General features: G+C 72.6%; 17 protein-coding genes. 15 read left to right on the top strand and 2 right to left on the bottom strand.

Annotated elements, in window-relative coordinates:
- The first annotated feature begins 211 nt into the window (after nucleotides 1–211).
- Together groES and groL are read left to right on the top strand one after the other, a co-directional pair.
- Nucleotides 212–505 (top strand): co-chaperone GroES, encoded by a 294-nt coding sequence (gene groES / locus EXE57_RS07550; RefSeq protein ID WP_135075866.1) that lies wholly within the window; start codon nucleotides 212–214, stop codon nucleotides 503–505.
- 99 nt (nucleotides 506–604) lie between these two features.
- Nucleotides 605–2227, top strand: coding sequence for a chaperonin GroEL (groL, locus tag EXE57_RS07545; RefSeq protein ID WP_135075863.1), 1623 nt, complete (start codon nucleotides 605–607; stop codon nucleotides 2225–2227).
- A 59-nt stretch (nucleotides 2228–2286) separates the two neighbouring features.
- On the opposite strand, the gene EXE57_RS07540 is transcribed toward groL, so the two are convergent.
- Both EXE57_RS07540 and EXE57_RS07535 read right to left on the bottom strand, forming a co-directional pair.
- Complete coding sequence (locus EXE57_RS07540) at nucleotides 2287–3612, bottom strand: hypothetical protein (RefSeq protein WP_135075860.1); 1326 nt, start codon at nucleotides 3610–3612, stop codon at nucleotides 2287–2289.
- Nucleotides 3606–4136, bottom strand: a complete 531-nt coding sequence (locus EXE57_RS07535) for a SigE family RNA polymerase sigma factor (protein WP_135075857.1) — start codon at nucleotides 4134–4136, stop codon at nucleotides 3606–3608. The genes EXE57_RS07540 and EXE57_RS07535 overlap by 7 nt, the downstream gene beginning before the upstream one ends.
- Nucleotides 4137–4243: 107 nt before the next feature.
- On the opposite strand from EXE57_RS07535, the gene EXE57_RS07530 reads away from it, so the two are divergent.
- From EXE57_RS07530 to guaA, 13 genes are all read left to right on the top strand, one after another.
- The gene (locus EXE57_RS07530) at nucleotides 4244–5491 is read left to right on the top strand and encodes a multidrug effflux MFS transporter (RefSeq protein WP_135075854.1); all 1248 of its coding nucleotides are present in this window, start codon (nucleotides 4244–4246) and stop codon (nucleotides 5489–5491) included.
- Between the two features lie 88 nt (nucleotides 5492–5579).
- The gene (locus EXE57_RS07525; RefSeq protein ID WP_135075851.1) at nucleotides 5580–6452 is read left to right on the top strand and encodes a GNAT family N-acetyltransferase; all 873 of its coding nucleotides are present in this window, start codon (nucleotides 5580–5582) and stop codon (nucleotides 6450–6452) included.
- Nucleotides 6453–6480: 28 nt separating this feature from the next.
- On the top strand, nucleotides 6481–7983 hold the full coding sequence (guaB, locus tag EXE57_RS07520) for an IMP dehydrogenase (RefSeq protein WP_135075848.1): 1503 nt from the start codon (nucleotides 6481–6483) through the stop codon (nucleotides 7981–7983).
- A complete protein-coding gene (locus EXE57_RS07515) occupies nucleotides 7980–8603 on the top strand; it encodes a TetR/AcrR family transcriptional regulator (RefSeq protein ID WP_135075845.1) in 624 nt (207 codons plus the stop codon). The genes guaB and EXE57_RS07515 overlap by 4 nt, the downstream gene beginning before the upstream one ends.
- 360 nt (nucleotides 8604–8963) lie before the next feature.
- Nucleotides 8964–10946, top strand: a complete 1983-nt coding sequence (locus tag EXE57_RS07510; protein ID WP_135075842.1) for a pre-peptidase C-terminal domain-containing protein — start codon at nucleotides 8964–8966, stop codon at nucleotides 10944–10946.
- An 87-nt stretch (nucleotides 10947–11033) separates the two neighbouring features.
- Nucleotides 11034–12140, top strand: coding sequence for a GuaB3 family IMP dehydrogenase-related protein (locus EXE57_RS07505; RefSeq protein ID WP_135075839.1), 1107 nt, complete (start codon nucleotides 11034–11036; stop codon nucleotides 12138–12140).
- A complete protein-coding gene (locus EXE57_RS07500) occupies nucleotides 12140–12625 on the top strand; it encodes an SRPBCC family protein (RefSeq protein WP_135075836.1) in 486 nt (161 codons plus the stop codon). The genes EXE57_RS07505 and EXE57_RS07500 overlap by 1 nt, the downstream gene beginning before the upstream one ends.
- Nucleotides 12622–13068 (top strand): NAD(P)H-binding protein, encoded by a 447-nt coding sequence (locus EXE57_RS07495; RefSeq protein ID WP_135075834.1) that lies wholly within the window; start codon nucleotides 12622–12624, stop codon nucleotides 13066–13068. Before EXE57_RS07500 ends, EXE57_RS07495 begins: the two co-directional genes overlap by 4 nt.
- A gap of 14 nt (nucleotides 13069–13082) precedes the next feature.
- Complete coding sequence (locus tag EXE57_RS07490; protein ID WP_135075831.1) at nucleotides 13083–13730, top strand: Rossmann-fold NAD(P)-binding domain-containing protein; 648 nt, start codon at nucleotides 13083–13085, stop codon at nucleotides 13728–13730.
- Nucleotides 13731–13743: 13 nt separating this feature from the next.
- On the top strand, nucleotides 13744–15456 hold the full coding sequence (gene glpD, locus EXE57_RS07485) for a glycerol-3-phosphate dehydrogenase (RefSeq protein ID WP_135075828.1): 1713 nt from the start codon (nucleotides 13744–13746) through the stop codon (nucleotides 15454–15456).
- A 144-nt stretch (nucleotides 15457–15600) separates the two neighbouring features.
- Nucleotides 15601–17217: a succinic semialdehyde dehydrogenase gene (locus tag EXE57_RS07480; protein ID WP_135075825.1), complete on the top strand. Its 1617-nt coding sequence runs from the start codon at nucleotides 15601–15603 to the stop codon at nucleotides 17215–17217.
- A 3-nt stretch (nucleotides 17218–17220) separates the two neighbouring features.
- Complete coding sequence (locus tag EXE57_RS07475; RefSeq protein ID WP_135075822.1) at nucleotides 17221–18924, top strand: GMC oxidoreductase; 1704 nt, start codon at nucleotides 17221–17223, stop codon at nucleotides 18922–18924.
- 301 nt (nucleotides 18925–19225) lie between these two features.
- A complete protein-coding gene (gene guaA, locus EXE57_RS07470) occupies nucleotides 19226–20797 on the top strand; it encodes a glutamine-hydrolyzing GMP synthase (RefSeq protein ID WP_135075819.1) in 1572 nt (523 codons plus the stop codon).
- Nucleotides 20798–20832 lie beyond the last annotated feature (35 nt).

The following is a 20832-nucleotide window of genomic DNA, read 5'->3' as shown; positions in this document are numbered from 1 at the left end:
GGCCCGGTGGGGTCCCGCGACCGGGACCCTGCTCTGGCACTCCCACGGGGTGAGTGCTAGCGTCGGATCTGGCACTCTCGCCCTGAGGGTGCCAGCGCTTGCGACGACGTACGGCTCCCGCGACGGCGTACCGACACCGCAGGCTCACACGTCCCGGAGCCCGCAGGGCTCCTGCCAGAGGTCGAACACAGAAAGTGGAGGTTGATCTGAAGTGTCGGTCAACATCAAGCCCCTCGAGGACCGGATCGTCGTGAAGCCGCTCGACGCCGAGCAGACCACCGCCTCCGGCCTGGTCATCCCCGACACCGCCAAGGAGAAGCCCCAGGAGGGCGAGGTCCTGGCGATCGGTCCGGGTCGCATCGACGACAACGGCAACCGCGTCCCGGTCGACGTCGCCGTCGGCGACAAGGTCATCTACAGCAAGTACGGCGGCACCGAGGTCAAGTACGCCGGCGACGAGTACCTCATCCTCAGCGCCCGCGACGTCCTCGCCGTGGTCGGCTGATCACCGCAACTTCTCGATAGTCCGTCACGGGATGGTCGTGGTTCCTCGGAGTCCGCAGCCGTCCCGTGACGGGCTATCTCCCTTTCACAAGGAGTAGGTATGCCCAAGATCCTGGAGTTCGACGACTCCGCCCGCCGCTCGCTGGAGCGGGGCGTCGACGCCCTCGCCAACACCGTCAAGGTGACGCTCGGCCCCAAGGGCCGTTACGTCGTCCTCGACAAGAAGTGGGGCGCGCCGACCATCACCAACGACGGCGTGACCGTCGCGCGTGAGGTCGAGCTCGACGACCCCTTCGAGAACCTCGGCGCCCAGCTGACCAAGGAAGTCGCCACCAAGACCAACGACGTCGCCGGCGACGGTACGACGACCGCCACCGTGCTCGCCCAGGCGATGGTCCACCAGGGGCTCCGTGCGGTCGCCGCCGGCGTCAACCCGATGGGCCTCAAGCGCGGCATGGACGCCGCTGCCGAGGCGGTCGGCGACGCCCTCCTCGAGGCCGCCCGCGAGGTCGACTCCAAGGAGGACATGGCCTCGGTCGCCACGATCTCCAGCCGGGACGCCGTCATCGGCACCCTGCTCGCCGAGTCCTTCGACAAGGTCGGCAAGGACGGCGTGATCACGGTCGAGGAGTCCAACACCATGGGCACCGAGCTCGAGTTCACCGAGGGCATGCAGTTCGACAAGGGCTACATCTCGGCCTACTTCGTCTCCGACCCGGAGCGGATGGAGGCCGTCCTCGACGACCCGTACATCCTCCTGGTCCAGGGCAAGATCTCCTCGGTGCAGGAGCTGCTGCCCCTGCTCGAGAAGGTCATGCAGTCCGGCAAGCCGCTCTTCATCCTCGCCGAGGACGTCGAGGGCGAGGCGCTCTCGACGCTGGTCGTCAACAAGATCCGCGGCACCTTCAACGCCGTCGCGGTGAAGAGCCCGGCCTTCGGTGACCGCCGCAAGGCGATGATGCAGGACATCGCGACCCTGACCGGTGGTCAGGTCGTCGCCCCCGAGGTCGGCCTCAAGCTCGACCAGGTCGGTCTCGAGGTGCTCGGCCAGGCGCGTCGCGTCGTCGTCACCAAGGACAACACCACGATCGTCGACGGCGCGGGCGACCACGCCGCCGTCGAGGGCCGCGTCAACCAGATCAAGGCCGAGATCGAGGGCACCGACTCCGACTGGGACCGCGAGAAGCTCCAGGAGCGCCTCGCCAAGCTGGCCGGCGGCGTGTGCGTGATCAAGGTCGGCGCCGCCACCGAGGTGGAGCTGAAGGAGAAGAAGCACCGCATCGAGGACGCCGTCTCGGCGACCCGTGCGGCCATCGAGGAGGGCATCGTCCCCGGTGGTGGCTCCGCGCTGGTCCACGCCGTCTCCGTGCTCGACGGTGACCTCGGCCTGACCGGCGACGAGGCCGCCGGCGTCCGGATCGTCCGCAAGGCCGCCGACGAGCCGCTGCGCTGGATCGCCGAGAACGGCGGCGTCAACGGCTACGTCGTGGTCGCCAAGGTCCGTGAGAACGGCGTCGGCACCGGCTACAACGCCGCGACCGAGGAGTACGGCGACCTGGTCGGCCAGGGCGTCCTCGACCCGGTCAAGGTGACCCGCTCCGCGCTGGTCAACGCGACCTCCATCGCGGGCATGCTGCTGACGACCGAGACCCTGATCGTCGACAAGCCCGAGGACGAGGACGAGGCCGCCGCCGGCGGTCACGGCCACGGTCACGGCCACTGACGCACCGAGTCACCCAGCACGAGGCCCGTCCCGGAACATCCGGGACGGGCCTCGTCGCGTCACGGGCGGACCAGCTCGCCCAGCCACTGCGTCGCGCCGTGGCCTCGGTTGACCGGCGTGCCCCAGAGGACCTGGTCCGGCTGGGTCGGCCCGCCCGTCGCCCAGCTGGAGACGTCGTCGCTGACCCGCAGGAACCGGTCGTTCGCGAGGTCGTAGATGTAGGTCCCGGCACCTCCGCGCTGGTAGGACGTCACGGTCACGACGTCGCTCCCGACGCCCAGGCCGCCGTCGATGTCGCTGTCCTGGACGGTGACGACCTGGTCGCCTTCGGTGGAGAGCACCTGCACCCGGTCGTCGCGGACGCCGTCGTAGGTGCCGCAGTACTGCCCGAGCACGACCCGGTCGGCCGTGGCGCCGAAGGACAGCAGGTTGCAGCGCGCCCCCGACCGCGGGTCGAAGGCCTCCTCCTCGCCGGTCGCGAGGTCACGCACGTGCACCCGTCCGCTGTCGCCGTTGGTCCGGTCGGTCCACACCATCGACGTGTCGGTGAACGCCACGTCACCCACGGTGAGGCCCTCGTCGCGCACGTCGTCGGGGTCGGTCAGCGAGGCCGACCAGAGGCGGTAGGTGTCGCCCTCGGCGTCGGCGTCGTCGGCCTCCCCACCGGGGCTGGTCGGCCAGCCTCCCTCGGGTGGCTGCCCCTGCGTGTTCGGGACGGAGACGTAGAGCCGGTCGTCGGGGCCCAGCACCGCCGACCCCGGCTGCTCGACGCGGGGCAGGTCGGCCCAGCGGGTCGTGGTCCACGCGCCGAGCCCGCGGTCGAAGACGTGGGCGACGACGTCGGCTCGCATGCCACCGCCCGCCATGCCTGCCAGGACCAGCCGGTCCTCGCCGAGGTCCACCGGCTCGAGGGTGGCCTGGCCGACGTCAGGTGCAGGCAGCCAGTCCTTCCCGCCAGTGGCCGGGTCGAGGAGGGCGTAGCGCGGCCACGGCTGCTCGCTGCGGGGCCCGTCGCGGAAGAGCACCAGCCCGTCGTCGGTCACCCCGTCGAGGTACTGCCCGTTGTCGGCGTCCAGGTCCTCGTTGGTGTACGACGTCAGCACGGTGTAGTCGCGGCCCTCGACGGCCTCGCGCGCGTCGGCCAGCCGCAGCGTCGGCGCGTCCGGCGCCGGGACACCGGCCGCGGTGAGGTCCGGCGGCGAGGGCCAGACGACGGAGGCGAGCCCGATGACCGACACGGCGGCGACGGCCGTCCCTCCGGCGATCCCCAGCCGCCGCCGGTGTACGCGACGACGTCCCCCGCGCAGCACGGCGCCGAGGTCGCGGTCCTCGTGAGGGGGGTGGGCCGCGTTGTCGTGCAGCAGCTCGCGCAGCTCGTTCACCATGGCGTTGCTCCTTCCGTGACCAGCTCGCCGACCGACGAGCCGTCGAACATGGACCTCAGCGACGCGAGCGCCTTCGACGTCTGGCTCTTCACCGTGCCCTGCGAGCAGCCGAGCGCCGCCGCGGTGGCAGCGACGTCGAGGTCCTCGAAGTAGCGCAGCACCACGCACGCACGCTGCCGCGGGGGCAGGTCGCGCAGGGCGGCCATCAGGGCCGCTCGGGCCGTCACGCTCGCCGCCACGTCCTGCTCCGAGGAACGGGAGGTGTCCGACTCGGTGGGGATCTCCCCGCTCGACCGCTTGCGGCGCGCGTCGAGGACGGCGCTGACGACGGCCTTGCGGGCGTAGGCGAGCTCACCACCGTTCCGTGTGAGCCGCGGCCACGCGGCGTACACCCGGACCAGCCCCTCCTGCACGTGGTCGGAGGCCAGGTGCCAGTCGCCGCACATCAGGTACGCCGTGCTCCGCAGCCGCGGTCGCGCGGCGAGGGCGAAGTCGACGAACGCCGCCTCGTCGGCCGCCTTCACCGAGATCCCATCCGGTCCATGTCCTCAGAACGTGTCGAGCGGCCGATCGGTTGCCCCGGCCCTCTCGCGGCCTCCTGCGCGGGGTCCGTGTGGGAGGCTGCGGCGTGATGACGAGCCCGGCCGACCGCCGCCTGATGTGGCTGGTCCCCGCCATCCTCGCCGGTCTGTCGATGCTCGGCCCGTTCAGCATCGACACGCCCTTCCCGGCCTTCCGGGAGATGGGCCGCGACTTCTCGGTGAGCTCGGCGGAGATGCAGCTGGTCGTGTCGGCCTACCTCCTCGCCTTCGGGCTGATGAGCCCGTTCCACGGGCCGCTGTCCGACGCCCTCGGCCGGCGACCGGTGATCGTCGGCGGCGTCGTGGTGTACGTCGTCGCGTCGGTCGGCTGCGCGCTGTCGCCGGACCTGACGACGCTGCTGGTGTTCCGGGTCCTCCAGGGTCTCAGTGCGGGCGGCGGCGTGATCGTCAGCCGCACCGTCGTGCGTGACATGTTCGAGGGGCCCGCGGCGCAGCGGCTGATGAGCCGCGTGATGATGATCTTCGGGCTGGCCCCGGCCGTCGCGCCGATCATCGGCGGGCTGCTGCTGCAGCTCGGGGCGTGGCCGGTCGTCTTCTGGTTCATGGCCGGCGCCGGGCTCCTGCTCGTCGCGGTCGTCGTCGTGGCGCTCCCCGAGACCCACCCGGTCGAGCTGCGCACCCCGCTGCACCCGGGCCGGCTGGTCGGGACGCTGCTCGAGGTCACCCGCCACCTGCCCTTCCACCGGGTGGCCTGGGCGGCGGCGCTCAGCTTCGCCGGCCAGTTCCTCTACATCGGCACCGCGCCGATCTTCGTCGTGGAGCTGCTCGGGCTCGGGGAGCTCGACTTCTGGGTGTTCTTCGTGCCGATGATCGCCGGCGTCACGATCGGCGCGTGGGTCTCGGGGCGCGCGGCCGGCCACGTCACGACCCGCACGCTGATCACCGCCGCGCTGGTCTTCTCGACGGCGGGAGCCGCGGTCAACGTCGTGCTGGCGACGCTCCCGACCGCCGCGAGCCTGCCGTGGGCCGTCCTCGGGCCGGCCCTGATCGCGGTCGGCACGGCCGCGGCGTACCCCAGCCTGCAGCTCACGATGCTCGACATGTTCCCGGCGACCCGTGGGGCGTCGGTGTCGATGTTCACCTTCTTCACGCTGCTGCTCAACGGCCTCTCGGCCAGCGCGCTGGCGCCGTTCGTCACCGGATCCGTCCTGGCGCTGGCGCTGGCCTCGACCGGGATGGTCCTCGCCGGGCTGCTCTTCTGGGTCTGGCACCTGCGCGCCACCTCGGCGTCGCCCCGCGGTGTCCCGGAGCCGGTGGAGCCCACGGAGCAGCTGTAGCCGGACGGAAACCTGCGGGCAACACCGCGCAACAATCCCCACGCAGACTCGTCCGCAGCGAACCGTTGCCCGACCCGAGGAGTGAGCGATGCTGTGGCGCGTGCGTACGACCCTGCACGACCGGCCGGGGGCGCTGGCCGACCTGGCGAGCGGCTGCGGGCGGGCCGGGGTCAACATCCTGGGGCTGCAGATCTTCCCGGGCGTCGACCGGGTCACCGACGAGCTGGTGCTCCGCACCCCCGAGGGCTGGGGGCTGGGCGACCTGGTCGCCCTCGTGGAGTCGGCGGGCGGCACCTCGGTCAGTGCGCTGCCCTGCACCGAGGCGGCTCTGGGGGACCAGCCGACGCGCTACGTGGTGGCCGCGCGGAGCATCCTCGAGGCGCCGGCCTCCTTCCCCGACGTGGCCGCCCGGCTCTTCGACGCCGAGCCGGACGCGGCGGGGGAGGGGGACCTGATGGACCTCGAGGTGGACGACGTCTCGGTGCAGCTGCGGCGCACGGCGGCCTTCACCGGGACCGAGCTGGCCCGCGGTGCGGCGCTCGCGGCGCTCGTCACCGAGGTGCTCCACCAGCGGCATGCCCCGCGACGCGACCCCGACGCGGTCGAGGAGTCCGCGACGACGTACGTCGTCGCCGTCGGGCGGGTCTCGGCGCTCGTCGACGGCGCGCCGGTCGGTGACGCCTCGTGGCACCGGGTGGAGGGCGAGGAGCCGGCGGCCTGTCGGCTGGAGCTCGCGGTCGACCCCGCCTGGCGACGCCGCGGGATCGGCAGCGGGCTGCTCCGGGAGGCCGCGCTGGCGGCCTTCGCCGAGGGGGTGGAGGAGCTCGTGGTGCGCACCGCGGCGGACAACCAGGCGGTGCTGCCGCTGGTGCTCGGGACCGGGATGCGGGGCCGGATCCGGATGGCCGCGGACGAGCTGACCGTCCGGATCCCGATCCGGCAGCTCTCCGGCGCACGGTGACCCGGAGCGGCCTCGTAGACTGACCGGCGTGGAGGTCCCTGAGAAGTTCGCTGCGCTCGGTCTCACCTACGACGACGTCCTGCTGCTGCCCGGCCATTCGGACCTGGCGCCCAGCGACATCGACACCACCACCCGGCTGACGCGCGAGATCTCGCTGCGTGCGCCGCTGGTGAGTGCCGCGATGGACACCGTGACCGAGTCGCGGATGGCGATCGCGATGGCCCGGCAGGGCGGCCTCGGGGTGCTCCACCGCAACCTCTCGATCCAGGACCAGGCCTACCAGGTGGACCTGGTCAAGCGGACCCAGACGGGGATCATCTCCAACCCGGTCACGATCGGCCCCGACGCCACCCTCGAGGAGCTCGACCGGATCTGCGGCGAGTACCGCGTCTCCGGCCTGCCCGTGGTCGACGTCGACGACCGGCTGCTCGGCATCTGCACCAACCGCGACCTCCGGTTCACGCCTGTCGCCGAGTGGGCGACCACCAAGGTCGACGAGGTGATGACGCGGATGCCGCTGGTCACCGGACGCGTCGGCATCGCCCGCGAGGAGGCCACCGCGCTGCTCCGCAAGCACAAGCGCGAGCGGCTGCCGCTGGTCGACGACGAGGGCCGTCTGGGCGGCCTGATCACCGTCAAGGACTTCGTGAAGTCCGAGCAGTTCCCCCACGCGTCCAAGGACGGCGACGGCCGGCTCATGGTCGGCGCCGCGATCGGCTACTTCGGTGACGCCTGGGAGCGGGCGACGACGCTGGTCGAGGCCGGCGTCGACGTCCTCGTCGCCGACACCGCCCACGGCAACGTCCGACTGCTGCTCGACATGGTGCAGCGGCTCAAGACCGACCCCGCGACCCGCCACGTGCAGGTGATCGGCGGCAACGTCGCGACCCGGGAGGGCGCGCAGGCCTTCGTCGACGCGGGCGCCGACGCGGTCAAGGTCGGCGTCGGACCGGGATCCATCTGCACGACGCGTGTGGTGACCGGCGTCGGCGTGCCCCAGGTCACCGCCGTCTACGAGGCGTCCCTGGCAGCCCGCGCCGCCGGCGTACCCGTCATCGCCGACGGCGGCATGAAGCACTCCGGCGAGATCGCGAAGGCGATCGTGGCCGGTGCCGACGCGGTCATGGTGGGCTCGCTGCTGGCCGGCTGCGAGGAGTCGCCCGGCGACCTGGTCTTCGTCAACGGCAAGCAGTACAAGTCCTACCGCGGCATGGGCTCGCTCGGCGCGATGAGCAGCCGCGGCAAGAAGTCGTACTCCAAGGACCGCTACTTCCAGGCCGAGGTCACCAGCGACGACCAGATCGTGCCCGAGGGCATCGAGGGTCAGGTCGCCTACCGCGGCCCGCTCTCGGCGGTCGCCCACCAGCTGATCGGCGGGCTCACCCAGTCGATGTTCTACGTCGGCGCGCGCACCATCCCTGAGCTGCAGGAGAAGGGTCGGTTCGTCCGGATCACCTCGGCCTCGCTCACCGAGAGCCACCCTCACGGCGTCCAGATGACGGTCGAGGCGCCGAACTACACCGGTCGATGACCACCAAGCGGCGCTACGACACGACCGGGCGTCGCGCCGCGGCCGAGGAGCGGCGCTGGCGGATCGCGGGCGTCGCCGCCGACCTGTTCACCCGGCAGGGATGGTCGGCCACCACGATCGCGGGCGTCGCCGAGGCGGCCGGGGTCTCGCCCGAGCTCGTGTCGGGGGCCTTCGGGGGGAAGGCCGGCCTGTTCATGGCGGCGTTCCGTCACGCCAGCCTCGGCCACGGCGGCACCCTCCCCACGGCCCTGGCAGCCCTCCACCTCGACGACGAGCCGGACGTGGCGGCCAGGCTCGACCGCATCGTCGCGTTCGCGTGCGAGACGCTCGCGGGCATGGCGCCCCTGGTGCCGGTACTGTCCTTCGGCGCGGACCAGGACGATGAGCTGCGCGCCCTCATGGTCGGGGCCGAGCAGCGCCACGCACAGACGGCCGAGGACGTCGTACGCCTGCTCGCGACCGGGCCGGTGCGCGACGACGCCGTCGACGAGGTCTACGTGCTCACCCGGGCGGAGGCCTACCTCGCGCTCGTCCACCAGCGGGGCTGGAGCAGCGAGCACTACGCACGCTGGCTGCGGCGGTCGCTGCTCGCCGCGGTGGCTCCGGACCCGGGAGCCTGACCGACCGCTGGTCGGATGCGGTTCCGTCGTTTGCCGATATTGGCTACAGTTTGCATGTAGCCAAATGACGGACACCGTGAAGCCGCGCGATCGTGGGGATCCGCGGCCGATGGAACGCGGTGACGGCGTGACGACGTCGTCCGTCTTGGCGAGGGGGCCCTCGAGGTCTCCCGGCGGCGCCGGTCCCACGGGGGAGGCCGGTGCCGCCGCCCCGCCCCGTACCCACCCTGCCTACCTCTGGACGGCGCCGGTCCGGGGGCCTACGTTGACAAGGTCAGGGACCGGGCCCTGGCTGCCTCGGGAGTACGAACCGGCGTGTCACGGTCCGTCCGTACTCCACGGGGGAGGGACCTCCACATCATGCGAAGGGCACTCACCGGCGCTCTCGGCCTCGCGGTCGTCGCCGGACTCACCATCACCACCACCTCGACAGCGGCACCGGACCGCGACCGGCTCTCGCCCGCGCAGCGCGAGGCCCTCGACGCCGGGCTGCAGGTCGCGCCGAAGGGGTCGGCGGGGGCCGGGAAGGGCGTGGGACTCAACCCGTACCTCGCCAACCTGCCGTCGCTCGGCGACGCCGACTACTTCACCTGGAACAAGCGGATGCGTGCGGCCGGAGAGCGCCGCGCGGACTCGGGTGCGCTCCGGGCGAACCGTCGGGCGGCCACCCGCGCGATGACCGGTGAGGCGCTGGCGCCGCCGTTCGTCCACGACGAGGAGGAGCCCGCGGGCACCGCCGGGTCCAACGACACCTGGCAGGACGCGGAGCCGATCCCCGAGTTCGGCACGACGCGGTCGCGCAACCACCGGGTCCGGGTGCTCGGCGAGCTCGCCGACCTGACCGGCCCCGCTCCGGACGAGATCGAGGTGGTCGAGGACAACGGGTCGATCCCGCTCGCGACCGACACCGGGATCGAGGGCACGGGCGCGGTCGAGACCGCGGCGACCCTCGGCGACGGCCCCCACGGGAGCGCCGGCGACGGGACCAACGACTTCGAGTTCTTCGCGATGGACGTGGCTGACGGGCAGTCGATCATCGCCTCGACGATCGGCAGCCCCGCCGGGACCGACACGGTCCTCGCCGTCTACGACGCCGAGGGCGCGCCGCTCGCCGCCGTCGACGACTCCGCAGGCACGCTCGCGAGCGAGCTGACCTATACCCCGGAGGAGCCCGGCACCTACTACGTGCTCGTCGCGGGCTACGACTTCTTCGGCCCGCTCCCCAACGACCCGTTCGACTCGGGCAGCGGCAACGGCGGGGCGGACGAGGGCGGCTACGTCCTCGACATCTCGGTGCAGCAGCTCGACCGCGACTTCTACTCCGTGCGGCTGCGCCCCGGCGACACCGTCGGTGCGGTCGGCAACGGCTCGGCACAGACGCTCGCCGTGACCACGCCCAGCGGCGAGGACCGCGTCGGAGGGACCAACACCGACGCCTCGTCGCTCTACCCGCCCACGTCGCCGCTGCCAGGCGGGGGCAACACCACCGTCGCCTACGTCGCCGAGGAGGCGGGCTGGTACGCCGTCGAGGTCTCCGGGGGCACCGGCGACTACGACGTCGTGGTGGAGGCCTACCGACCCGGTGCCGAGGTGGACCGCAGCCGACGTACGCAGACGGTGCTGCTGGACTTCGCCCCCGGGCGGGTCAACACCGGCACCTGGGGCGGCCCCGGTGTCCGCGAGGTCTCGCCGTTCGCCGCCTTCCTGCCGCTGTGGGACATCCCGCGGTCGCAGGCCCGTCAGGTGGAGAAGCGGGTCCTGGCGCAGGTGCGGGCCAACCTGCAGCGCGAGGTCCAGCGAGGTGGGCTCAACCCCGACGTCAACGTCGAGGTCGTCAACGCCCGGGGCAACCGGGACCTGATCGGCGAGGAGAACGTGTCGCGGATCTACATCGCCGGGACGATCGACCAGACCGGGCTGCCCACGATCGGGGTCGCCCAGTACATCGACCCGGGCAACTTCGGCCACCAGGACGAGGCGATCGTGCTGCTCGACGTGCTCAGCGAGCCGGCCGGTCCGGTCTCCTCGCTCAACACGTTCATGGACGCCTCGAGCGACCGGGTCGCGTTCGTGTCGGCGGCCGTGGGCAACGTGACCGGCCACGAGGTCGGGCACACGATCGGCAGCTACCACACCGACAACGCCAACGACGTGCACAACATGATGGACTCGGGCGGCGAGAACTTCGCCGAGAACCTCTACGGGGTCGGGCCTGACGGCATCGGCGGCACCGCCGACGACGAGAACATCCGTTTCGTCACCGACGTCTACTCACCGGTGGAGGGATTCACCGGGCTGGAGGACACCCTCAACGTCGCGGCCTGGGCCTACTCGGGACGCTGACGTACGTACGCCGACGACGGCCGCACCCCCGGCGGGGTGCGGCCGTCGCCGCGTCCGGCGGAGGGGCCGCATGACAGACTGCGGGACGTGAGCGAGATCGAGATCGGCCGTGCCAAGCGCGGCCGCCGCGCGTACTCCTTCGACGACATCGCGATCGTGCCGTCCCGGCGCACGCGTGACCCGGAGGAGGTCAGCGTGGCTTGGCAGATCGACGCCTACCGCTTCGAGCTGCCGGTGCTCGCCGCCCCGATGGACTCGGTGATGTCGCCGGCCACCGCGATCGCCTTCGGGCGGATGGGCGGGCTCGGGGTGCTCAACCTCGAGGGGCTCTGGACGCGCTACGAGGACCCGAACGACCTGCTCGAGGAGGTCGCCGGGCTGCAGGGCGCCGACGCGACGTACCGGATGCAGGAGATCTACGCCGAGCCGATCAAGCCGGAGCTGATCACGGCCCGGCTCAACGAGATCCGCGACGCGGGTGTCACGGTCGCCGGCTCCCTCTCGCCGCAGCGGACCAAGGAGTACGCGAAGACGGTCGTCGACGCGGGGGTCGACATGTTCGTCATCCGCGGGACCACCGTCAGCGCCGAGCACGTGTCGAGCCAGGCCGAGCCGCTCAACCTCAAGGAGTTCATCTACGAGCTCGACGTCCCGGTCGTGGTCGGTGGCTGCGCCACCTACCAGGCGGCCCTGCACCTGATGCGCACCGGCGCGGCGGGGGTGCTGGTCGGCTTCGGCGGCGGCGCCGCCCACACGACGCGCACGGTGCTCGGGCTCTCCGTCCCGATGGCGAGTGCCGTCGCCGACGTGGCGGCTGCCCGCCGCGACTACATGGACGAGTCGGGCGGCCGTTACGTCCACGTCATCGCCGACGGCTCGATCGGCCGCTCCGGCGACATCGCCAAGGCGGTCGCCTGCGGCGCCGACGCGGTGATGGTCGGCTCGCCCTTCGCCCGGGCCACCGACGCCCCGGGCCGCGGCTTCCACTGGGGCGGGGAGGCGCACCATCCCCAGCTCCCGCGCGGCGAGCGCGTGGAGTTCGCGCCGGTCGGGACGCTGGAGGAGATCCTCTTCGGCCCCTCGCGCGTGGCCGACGGCACGATGAACCTGATCGGCGCGCTGCGCCGCTCGCTGGCGACCACGGGCTACACCGAGCTCAAGGAGTTCCAGCGGGTCGAGGTCGTCGTCCAGTAGTGGCCACCTTCACGAGCACGCGGCGCGACGTCGCGGACGTCCCCCATCCCGTCGACGCGGTCTGGGGGCTGCTGGCCGACCCCGCCGCCGTGGCCCGGATGACACCGATGGTGGCCTCGATCGACGTCGACGACCGGGGTCGGTGGGTCTGGTGCCTGCAGCGCGTGCCGCTGCCCGGGCACCGTCTCGACCTCACGATGGTCGAGGAGATGACCTTCACGCCGCAGACCCGGATCGACTTCACCCACGGCCCGCTCGGCGGCGACCGTGGCCGGGCGGGGGCCGAGGGCCACTACCTCCTCGAGCCGGTGGCCGACGGGACCCGGCTCGAGATCGAGCTCACCGTCAGCGCCGAGCTCCCGATCCCGGGGCTGGCGCGGCGGGCGGTCGAGACCGCCATGCGCCAGGTGCTCAACCAGATGGGCAACCGCTTCGCCGCCAACATGCTGCGCGAGCTCGGCACCCGGGACCCGGGGGCGCGATGACCGCCCCGGAGCCCGACCCCCGGCGGGTGCTGGTGCTCGGCGCCACCGGCTACGTCGGATCGCGACTCGTGCCGGCCCTGCTCGCGGCCGGTCACCAGGTGATCGCCTCGTCCTCGCGACCGCCGCAGCCGGCGGCGTACGACTGGGGGAGCGAGGTCGAGTGGCGCCGCTGCGACGCCACCGACGCCGACCAGGTCGCCGCGGCGCTGGAGGGCGTCGACGCCCTGTGCTACCTCGTGCACTCCCTGGACGGCCCGCGCTTCGACGAGCGCGACCGGGTCGCGGCCGCCACGGTCGCCGAGGGCGTGCGCCGCTCCGGCGTACGTCGCCTCGTCTACCTCTCCGGGCTGCTGCCCGAGCGGTCCGCTCACGACCTGTCCCCCACCTCGCCTCGCGGCACGAGGTCGAGACGATCCTCGCGGCCTCGGACTGCCCGACGCTGACCCTGCGGGCGGGGGTGGTCCTCGGCGCCGGCTCGACGTCCTTCGAGATCATCCGCCAGCTCGCGACGCTGCTGCTCGTGCAGCCGGTGCCGGTCTGGATGCGGCGCCGGGTCCAGCCGGTGGCCGTCCGCGACGTCGTCCGTGCCCTGGTGGAGGCGCTGGGCGACGACTCCGCGACCGGCAACCTCGACGTCGGCGGGCCCGACGTCCTCAGCTATCCCGAGCTGCTCGGCACCTTCAGCCGGGTCGCGGGCCTGCTGCGGGTGCGCGTCCCCGTGCCTGCCGCGCCGAGCAGGGTCGTCGGGCTGGGCATGGCCGCGCTCTCCTCGGCCCCGCCGCGGACCGCCCTCGCGCTCGCGCGCAGCCTGCGCGACGACATGGTCTGCCGTCCTGACCGGACCTGGGTGCCGGCCGACGGCCTGCCGCTCCTCGACGCCGAGGAGGCGATCCGGCAGGCGCTCGAGGGCGACGGCTCGGCGCCGGAGACCAGCCGGTCGGGCGACGCGGCGTGGACCACGACCCGGCTGCCGGTGGGTGACGCGGTGCCGTCCCCGGCCTCGGTCCGGGCCGCCTCGCTGCTGGCCGTGCAGCGGGCGCGGACGGTCGCGGGCCGTGCCCGCCGGGTGCTCGTCCGCCCCGACGAGCGGGCTCCGGGCGCCTGACACACTGGGCGGCATGACCAGCGCGCTCAGCCCGGCTGCCCGCGCGGACGCGCTCGTCGCGATGGCGGCGACGACCGCCGACCAGCCGCTCGACGTGCTCGTCGTGGGTGGCGGGATCACCGGCGCCGGTGTCGCCAACGACGCCGCGACGCGCGGCCTCTCCGTGGGCGTCCTCGAGCAGCGCGACCTCGCCTCCGGCACCAGCAGCCGCAGCTCCAAGCTGCTCCACGGCGGGCTGCGCTACCTCGAGATGCTCGACTTCGGCCTGGTCCGTGAGGCGCTGCAGGAGCGCGGGCTGCAGCTGACCCGGCTGGCCCCCCACCTGGTCCGCCCGGTCCCGTTCCTCTATCCGCTGCACCGCACGCGCGAGCGCCCCTACGTCGGTGCCGGGCTCGCGCTCTACGACGCGATGGCGACCTTCGGCAAGTACGACATGGGCGTGCCGCGCCACCGGCACCTCTTCCGCAGGCAGGTCGCCCGGATCGCCCCCGACCTGCGCACCGATGAGCTGACCGGGGCGATCCGCTACTACGACTGCCAGGTCGACGACGCCCGACTGGTCGTGACCATCGCACGGACCGCCGCGTCGTACGGCGCCCACGTCGCGACCCGGGTCCGGGTCACCGGCTTCCTGCGCGAGGGGGAGCGGGTGGTCGGGGTACGGGCGACCGACCTCGAGACCGGGCAGGACCTCGAGGTCCGGGCGCGGGTCGTCATCAACGCGGCGGGCGTGTGGACCGACGAGATCCAGGAGCTGGCCGCCGCGGGGCAGCTGCACGTCCGCGCCTCCAAGGGCATCCACCTCGTCGTCCCGCGCGACCGGATCCGGTCCGAGTGCGGCCTGATCACCCGGACCGAGACGTCCGTGCTCTTCGTCATCCCGTGGGGCGACCACTGGATCATCGGCACCACCGACACCGCCTGGGACCTCGACAAGGCTCACCCCGCCGCGAGCCGCGCCGACATCGACTACCTCCTCGGCCACGTCAACACCGTGCTGCGCGACCCGCTCGACCACGACGACGTCGAGGGCGTGTACGCCGGCCTCCGGCCGCTGCTGTCCGGGGAGTCGGAACCGACCTCGCGGATCTCCCGGGAGCACACCGTGACCGAGCCGGCACCGGGCCTCGTGCTCATCGCCGGGGGCAAGCTCACCACCTGGCGGGTGATGGCCCGCGACGCGATCGACGCCGTCGTCGACCAGCTCGAGGACACCCAGGCGCCGGTCAGGACCTGCATCACCGACCGGGTGCCGCTCGCAGGCGCGGCCGGCTTCGAGGCGAGGACCAACCAGCGGGTGATGCTCTCCCGGCGCTCGGGGCTGGCCCTCGCGCAGGTCGACCACCTGCTGGGTCGCTTCGGCGGCCTGATCGACGAGGTGCTGGAGCTGATCCGGCTGCGACCCGAGCTGGGCGAGCCGCTCGCCGGCACCGAGGTCTACCTGGCCGCCGAGGTCGTCTACGCGGTCACCCACGAGGGCGCCCGCCACCTCGACGACGTGCTCACCCGGCGTACGCGGATGTCGATCGAGGCGTTCGACCGCGGCACCGCGGCCGCCCGGCCCGCGGCCGAGCTGATGGCCGGCGAGCTCGGCTGGGACGCGGCGCGGACGGAGGAGGAGGTCGACCACTACCTGCGCCGCGTCGAGGCCGAGCGGCAGTCGCAGCAGATGCCGACCGACCAGGAGGCCGACGAGGCGCGGGTCCGCGCGCCCGACATCGTCTGAGCCCGGTCGCCGAACGGCCGTCTCGAGTTCCCCGGGAGCGCTGTCGCGGCGGCGACGCTTGACAGATCCACGGAATGTGTCAAGCGTCTCAGTCGGCTACCGAGGGGTAGCAGGGGAGATGGGCGTCACATACGCTCCCAGAGCATGAGCTCCCAGCACCCCGAGGGCGGGCCGCTGACCGACGGCCCGGCCGACCCCGAGCACGACCCGACGGCGTCGTACGGGCTGGAGCCCGGCTACGTCCGCCGGCTCACCGACCGGATCGTCTCGACCACCCGGGAGACCGCCCCGCTCCACTCGCCGCTCGGCGGCCAGCCGCTCGCCCACGTCCCGCAGTCGAGCGACGACGACGTGGCGCGGGCCTTCGAGCGGGCCCGGCGCGCCCAGCAGGAGTGGGCCAGGCGCAGCATCGACGAGCGTGCGGCCGCACTGCTGCGTCTGCACGACCTGATCCTGGACCGCCAGGACGAGATCATCGACCTGATCTGCTGGGAGTCCGGCAAGGCCCGCAAGCACGCCTTCGACGAGCCGCTCCACGTCGCCCTCACGGCCCGCTACTACGCGCGCACCGCCCACGAGCACCTCGACACCCGGCGCAAGCTCGGCGTCGTGCCGGGCCTGACCCGGGTCGAGGTCAACCGGCTCCCCAAGGGCGTCGTCGGCATCATCTCGCCGTGGAACTACCCCTTCACGATGGCGCTGTGCGACGGGCTGCCGGCCCTCCTCGCGGGCAACGCCGTCGTCGCCAAGCCCGACGCGCAGACCATGCTCTCGGCGCTGCTCGGGGCCGAGCTCCTCGAGGAGGCGGGCTTCCCGCGCGACCTGTGGCAGGTCGTCGCCGGCCCGGGCTCGAAGGTCGGCACCTCGATCATCCAGCGGGCCGACTACGTCTGCTTCACCGGCTCGACCACCACCGGGCGGCTGATCGCGACCCAGTGCGCCGAGCGGCTGATCGGCTGCTCGCTGGAGCTGGGTGGCAAGAACCCCATGCTCGTGCTGCGCGACGCGGACGTCGAGCGCGCCGCGGAGGGGGCGGTCCGGGCCAGCTTCTCCAACGCCGGCCAGCTGTGCGTCTCGATGGAGCGGCTGTTCGTGGCCGACCAGGTCTACGACCGCTTCGTGGAGCGCTTCGTGTCCCGGACCGAGGCGATGACCCTGGGGGCCACGCTCGACTGGGGCAACGACATGGGGTCGCTGATCTCCGCCGACCAGCTCGAGACCGTCACCCGCCACGTCGAGGACGCGGTGGCCAAGGGGGCGCGGCTGCTGACCGGGGGCAGGGCGCGACCCGACCTCGGGCCGTACTTCTTCGAGCCGACGATCCTCGAGGGCGTCACCCCCGACATGGCGTGCTTCGGCGACGAGACCTTCGGGCCGGTGATCGCGCTCTACCGCTTCCACGACGAGGCCGACGCCGTCGCCCGCGCCAACGAGGGCTCCTACGGCCTGAACGCCTCGATCTACAGCCGCGACGGCGCGCGGGCGAGGACGATCGCCCGCCACGTCCTCTGCGGCACCGTGAACATCAACGAGGCGTTCGGCGCCACCTTCGCCAGCATCGACTCCCCGATGGGCGGGATGCGCGAGAGCGGCATGGGGCGCCGGCAGGGCAGCGAGGGCATCCACCGCTACACCGAGTCGCAGTCGGTCGCGACCCAACGGCTGATCCGCTTCGCCCCGATGCTCGGGATGTCCGACGAGACGTACGGCAAGGTCATGACCGCCCAGCTGCGCCTGATGAAGAAGCTCGGGAGGGCCTGACCGTTGCCTCACTACGACGTCCTGGTCGTCGGATCGGGCTTCGGCGGCTCGGTCACGGCGCTGCGGCTCACCGAGAAGGGCTACCGCGTCGGCGTGCTGGAGGCGGGTGCCCGGTTCGACGACGCGGACTTCCCGGCGACCTCCTGGGACCGGACCAACTACCTCTTCGCGCCCGCGCTGGGCCTCTACGGCATCCAGCGGATCGACATGGTCAAGGACTGCATGATCGTGGCCGGCGCGGGGGTGGGCGGCGGTTCCCTGGTCTACGCGAACACGCTCTACGAACCGCTCGACGCGTTCTACCGCGACCCCTCGTGGGCCCACATCACGGACTGGAGGTCCGAGCTCGCCCCCTACTACGACCAGGCCAAGCGGATGCTCGGCGTGGTCGAGAACCCCGTCCGCACGCCCTCGGACGAGGTGATGGAGAAGGTCGCCGGCGAGATGGGCGTCGCCGACACCTTCCACCCGACCCCGGTGGGGGTGTTCTTCGGCGGGCCCGGTGACCGGCCCGAGCAGGCCGTCGCCGACCCGTACTTCGGGGGAGTCGGGCCGGACCGCAACCCGTGCCGCAACTGCGGCGAGTGCATGACCGGCTGCCGCCACAACGCCAAGAACACGCTGGTCAAGAACTACCTCTACCTCGCCGAGCAGCACGGCGCCGTGGTCCACCCGCTGACGACCGTCACCCGGGTCCGGCCGCGTGCGGAGGGGGGCTACACCGTCGAGGCCCGCTGGACCAAGGCCAAGCTCTCGCGTCGCAGCGCCACCGCGACCTTCACCGCCGACCAGGTCGTCTTCTCGGCGGCCTCGCTCGGGACCCAGAAGCTGCTCCACCGCCTCAAGCTCGAGGGTGACCTGCCCGGGCTCTCCGACCGGCTCGGCCACCTGACCCGCACCAACTCGGAGTCGATCCTCGGCGCCATCGCCCCCGACACCTCGGTCGACTACAGCACCGGCGTGGCGATCACGTCCTCCTTCCACCCCGACGCCGACACCCACGTCGAGCCGGTGCGCTACGGCCGCGGGTCCAACTTCATGGCGCTGATGCAGACCGTGCTCACCGACGGCGACGGGCCGCTGCCGCGGTGGCGGACCTGGCTGCGCGAGCTCTGGGCGCAACGACGCAACGCGCGGTCCTTCTACGACTTCCGGCACTGGTCCGAGCGCACCGTGATCGCGCTGGTCATGCAGTCGCTGGACAACTCGATCACGACGTACCTGAAGAAGACGCCGACCGGCTGGCGGATGACCTCGCGGCAGGGACACGGTCGGCCCAACCCGACCTGGATCCCCGCCGGCAACGACGCCGTCCGCCGGATGGCCCGGATCATGGGCGGCACCGCCGGCGGCTCGGTGGGAGACCCCTTCGACCGGCCGCTGACGGCCCACTTCATCGGCGGCTGCGCCATCGGCGACTCCGCGGAGACCGGGGTCGTCGACGCCTACCAGCGGGTCTTCGGCCACCCCGGGCTCCACGTGGTCGACGGCTCGGCGATCTCGGCCAACCTGGGCGTCAACCCGTCGCTGACCATCACCGCCCAGGCCGAGCGTGCGATGGCGTACTGGCCCAACCGGGGGGAGCCCGACCCCCGGCCCGGGCTCGGGTCGGCGTACGAGCGGATCGAGCCCGTGCAGCCGCGCTCCCCGGTGGTGCCGGACTCGGCTCCCGCCGCCCTCCGGCTGCCCATCGTCGACATCTCCTGAGAGCTCGCGGAAAAACTTCTCGGAACCCGCGTAACCACCCCCGGGCCCCTCGTTGGGCGGGACAGGACCCGGACACCTGCTCCCTCCGTGAACCGGGTCGCAGTAGAGGTCCGCGACGCTGTCCTGCGGCGCGTGGACGATCAGGGCCCGACCACCCTCCCTCCCCGGTCGGGCCCTGATCTGCGTCCGGGGGATGCTGTGGCTGCCGCGTCGTACCCGGCAGATCGGTCGTCGAGAGGCAGGTTCCGCGACCGGAATGCCGGGTGCGTGCGGCGGCGGGGCGCCCGGATAGGCTGCGGCCATGTCGGACGCACCCGAGCACGACCTGGTCCTGGTGGTCGACTTCGGCGCCCAGTACGCCCAGCTGATCGCCCGCCGCGTGCGCGAGGCGAACGTCTACTCCGAGATCGTGCCGCACACCATGCCGGTGGCCGAGATGCTCGCGCGCCAGCCGCAGGCGATCGTGCTCTCCGGCGGCCCCTCGAGCGTGTACGCCGAGGGCGCACCCGGCATCGACACCGGGCTCTTCGAGGCCGGGGTCCCCGTCTTCGGCATGTGCTACGGCTTCCAGCTGATGGCCCGCGGGCTCGGGGGCGAGGTCGCCCACACCGGCTCCCGGGAGTACGGCCGCACCCGCGTCACCGTCTCCGAGGGCGGCACCCTGCTCGGGGGCCTGCCGGCCGAGCACACCGTCTGGATGTCCCACGGCGACTCCGTCACCGCAGCGCCCGCCGGCTTCGAGGTCCTCGCGTCGACCCTCACGACGCCGGTGGCCGCCTTCGAGGACGTCGACCGCGGCCTGGCCGGCGTGCAGTGGCACCCGGAGGTGCTCCACACCGAGCACGGCCAGCAGGTGCTCGAGCACTTCCTGCTGGAGATCGCCGGCTGTCGGCCGACCTGGACGATGCTCAACATCATCGACGAGCAGGTCGAGCGGATCCGCGAGCAGGTCGGTGAGGGGCGGGCGATCTGCGCCCTCTCCGGCGGCGTCGACTCCGCGGTGGCCGCCGCGATCGTGCAGCGCGCCATCGGCGACCGGCTCACCTGCGTCTACGTCGACCACGGGATGATGCGCCACGGCGAGACCGACCAGGTCCGGCGCGACTTCGAGGCGGTCTTCAGCGACCTCGACGTGGTCGACGCGGCCGACCAGTTCCTCGACGCGCTCGCCGGGGTGCAGGACCCCGAGGAGAAGCGCAAGATCATCGGCCGCGAGTTCATCCGCACCTTCGAGGCGGCCGAGGTGCGGGTCTTCGGGGACCTGGCCTCCGGCGCGCAGGCCACGGCCTACCTGGTGCAGGGCACGCTCTACCCCGACGTCGTCGAGTCCGGCGGCGGCGCCGGCACCTCCAACATCAAGTCCCACCACAACGTCGGCGGACTGCCCGACGACCTGCAGTTCGAGCTCGTCGAGCCGCTGCGCACCCTGTTCAAGGACGAGGTCCGCGCCGTCGGCGAGCAGCTCGGCCTGCCGCCGACCATGGTGTGGCGCCACCCGTTCCCCGGACCCGGCCTCGGCATCCGGATCATCGGCGAGGTCACCCGCGAGCGGCTCGACATCCTGCGTCGCGCCGACCTGATCGCCCGCGAGGAGCTCACCGCCGCCGGCCTCGACCGCGACATCTGGCAGTTCCCCGTGGTGCTGCTCGCCGACGTCCGGTCGGTGGGCGTCCAGGGTGACGGGCGGACGTACGGCCACCCGGTCGTGCTGCGCCCGGTGACCTCCGAGGACGCGATGACCGCCGACTGGGCCCGGCTGCCCTACGAGGTGATGGAGACGATCTCGACCCGGATCACCAACGAGGTCCCCGAGGTCAACCGGGTCGCCGTCGACATCACCTCCAAGCCGCCGGGCACCATCGAGTGGGAGTGAGCGTCACCCCCGGGGCGTGCGGCGGTGACCGACCG

This window comes from Nocardioides euryhalodurans (assembly GCF_004564375.1).
Classification (GTDB): domain Bacteria; phylum Actinomycetota; class Actinomycetes; order Propionibacteriales; family Nocardioidaceae; genus Nocardioides; species Nocardioides euryhalodurans.
The sequence above is the reverse complement of the archived record's forward strand: the minus strand, read 5'-3'. Positions and strand labels throughout refer to the sequence as shown.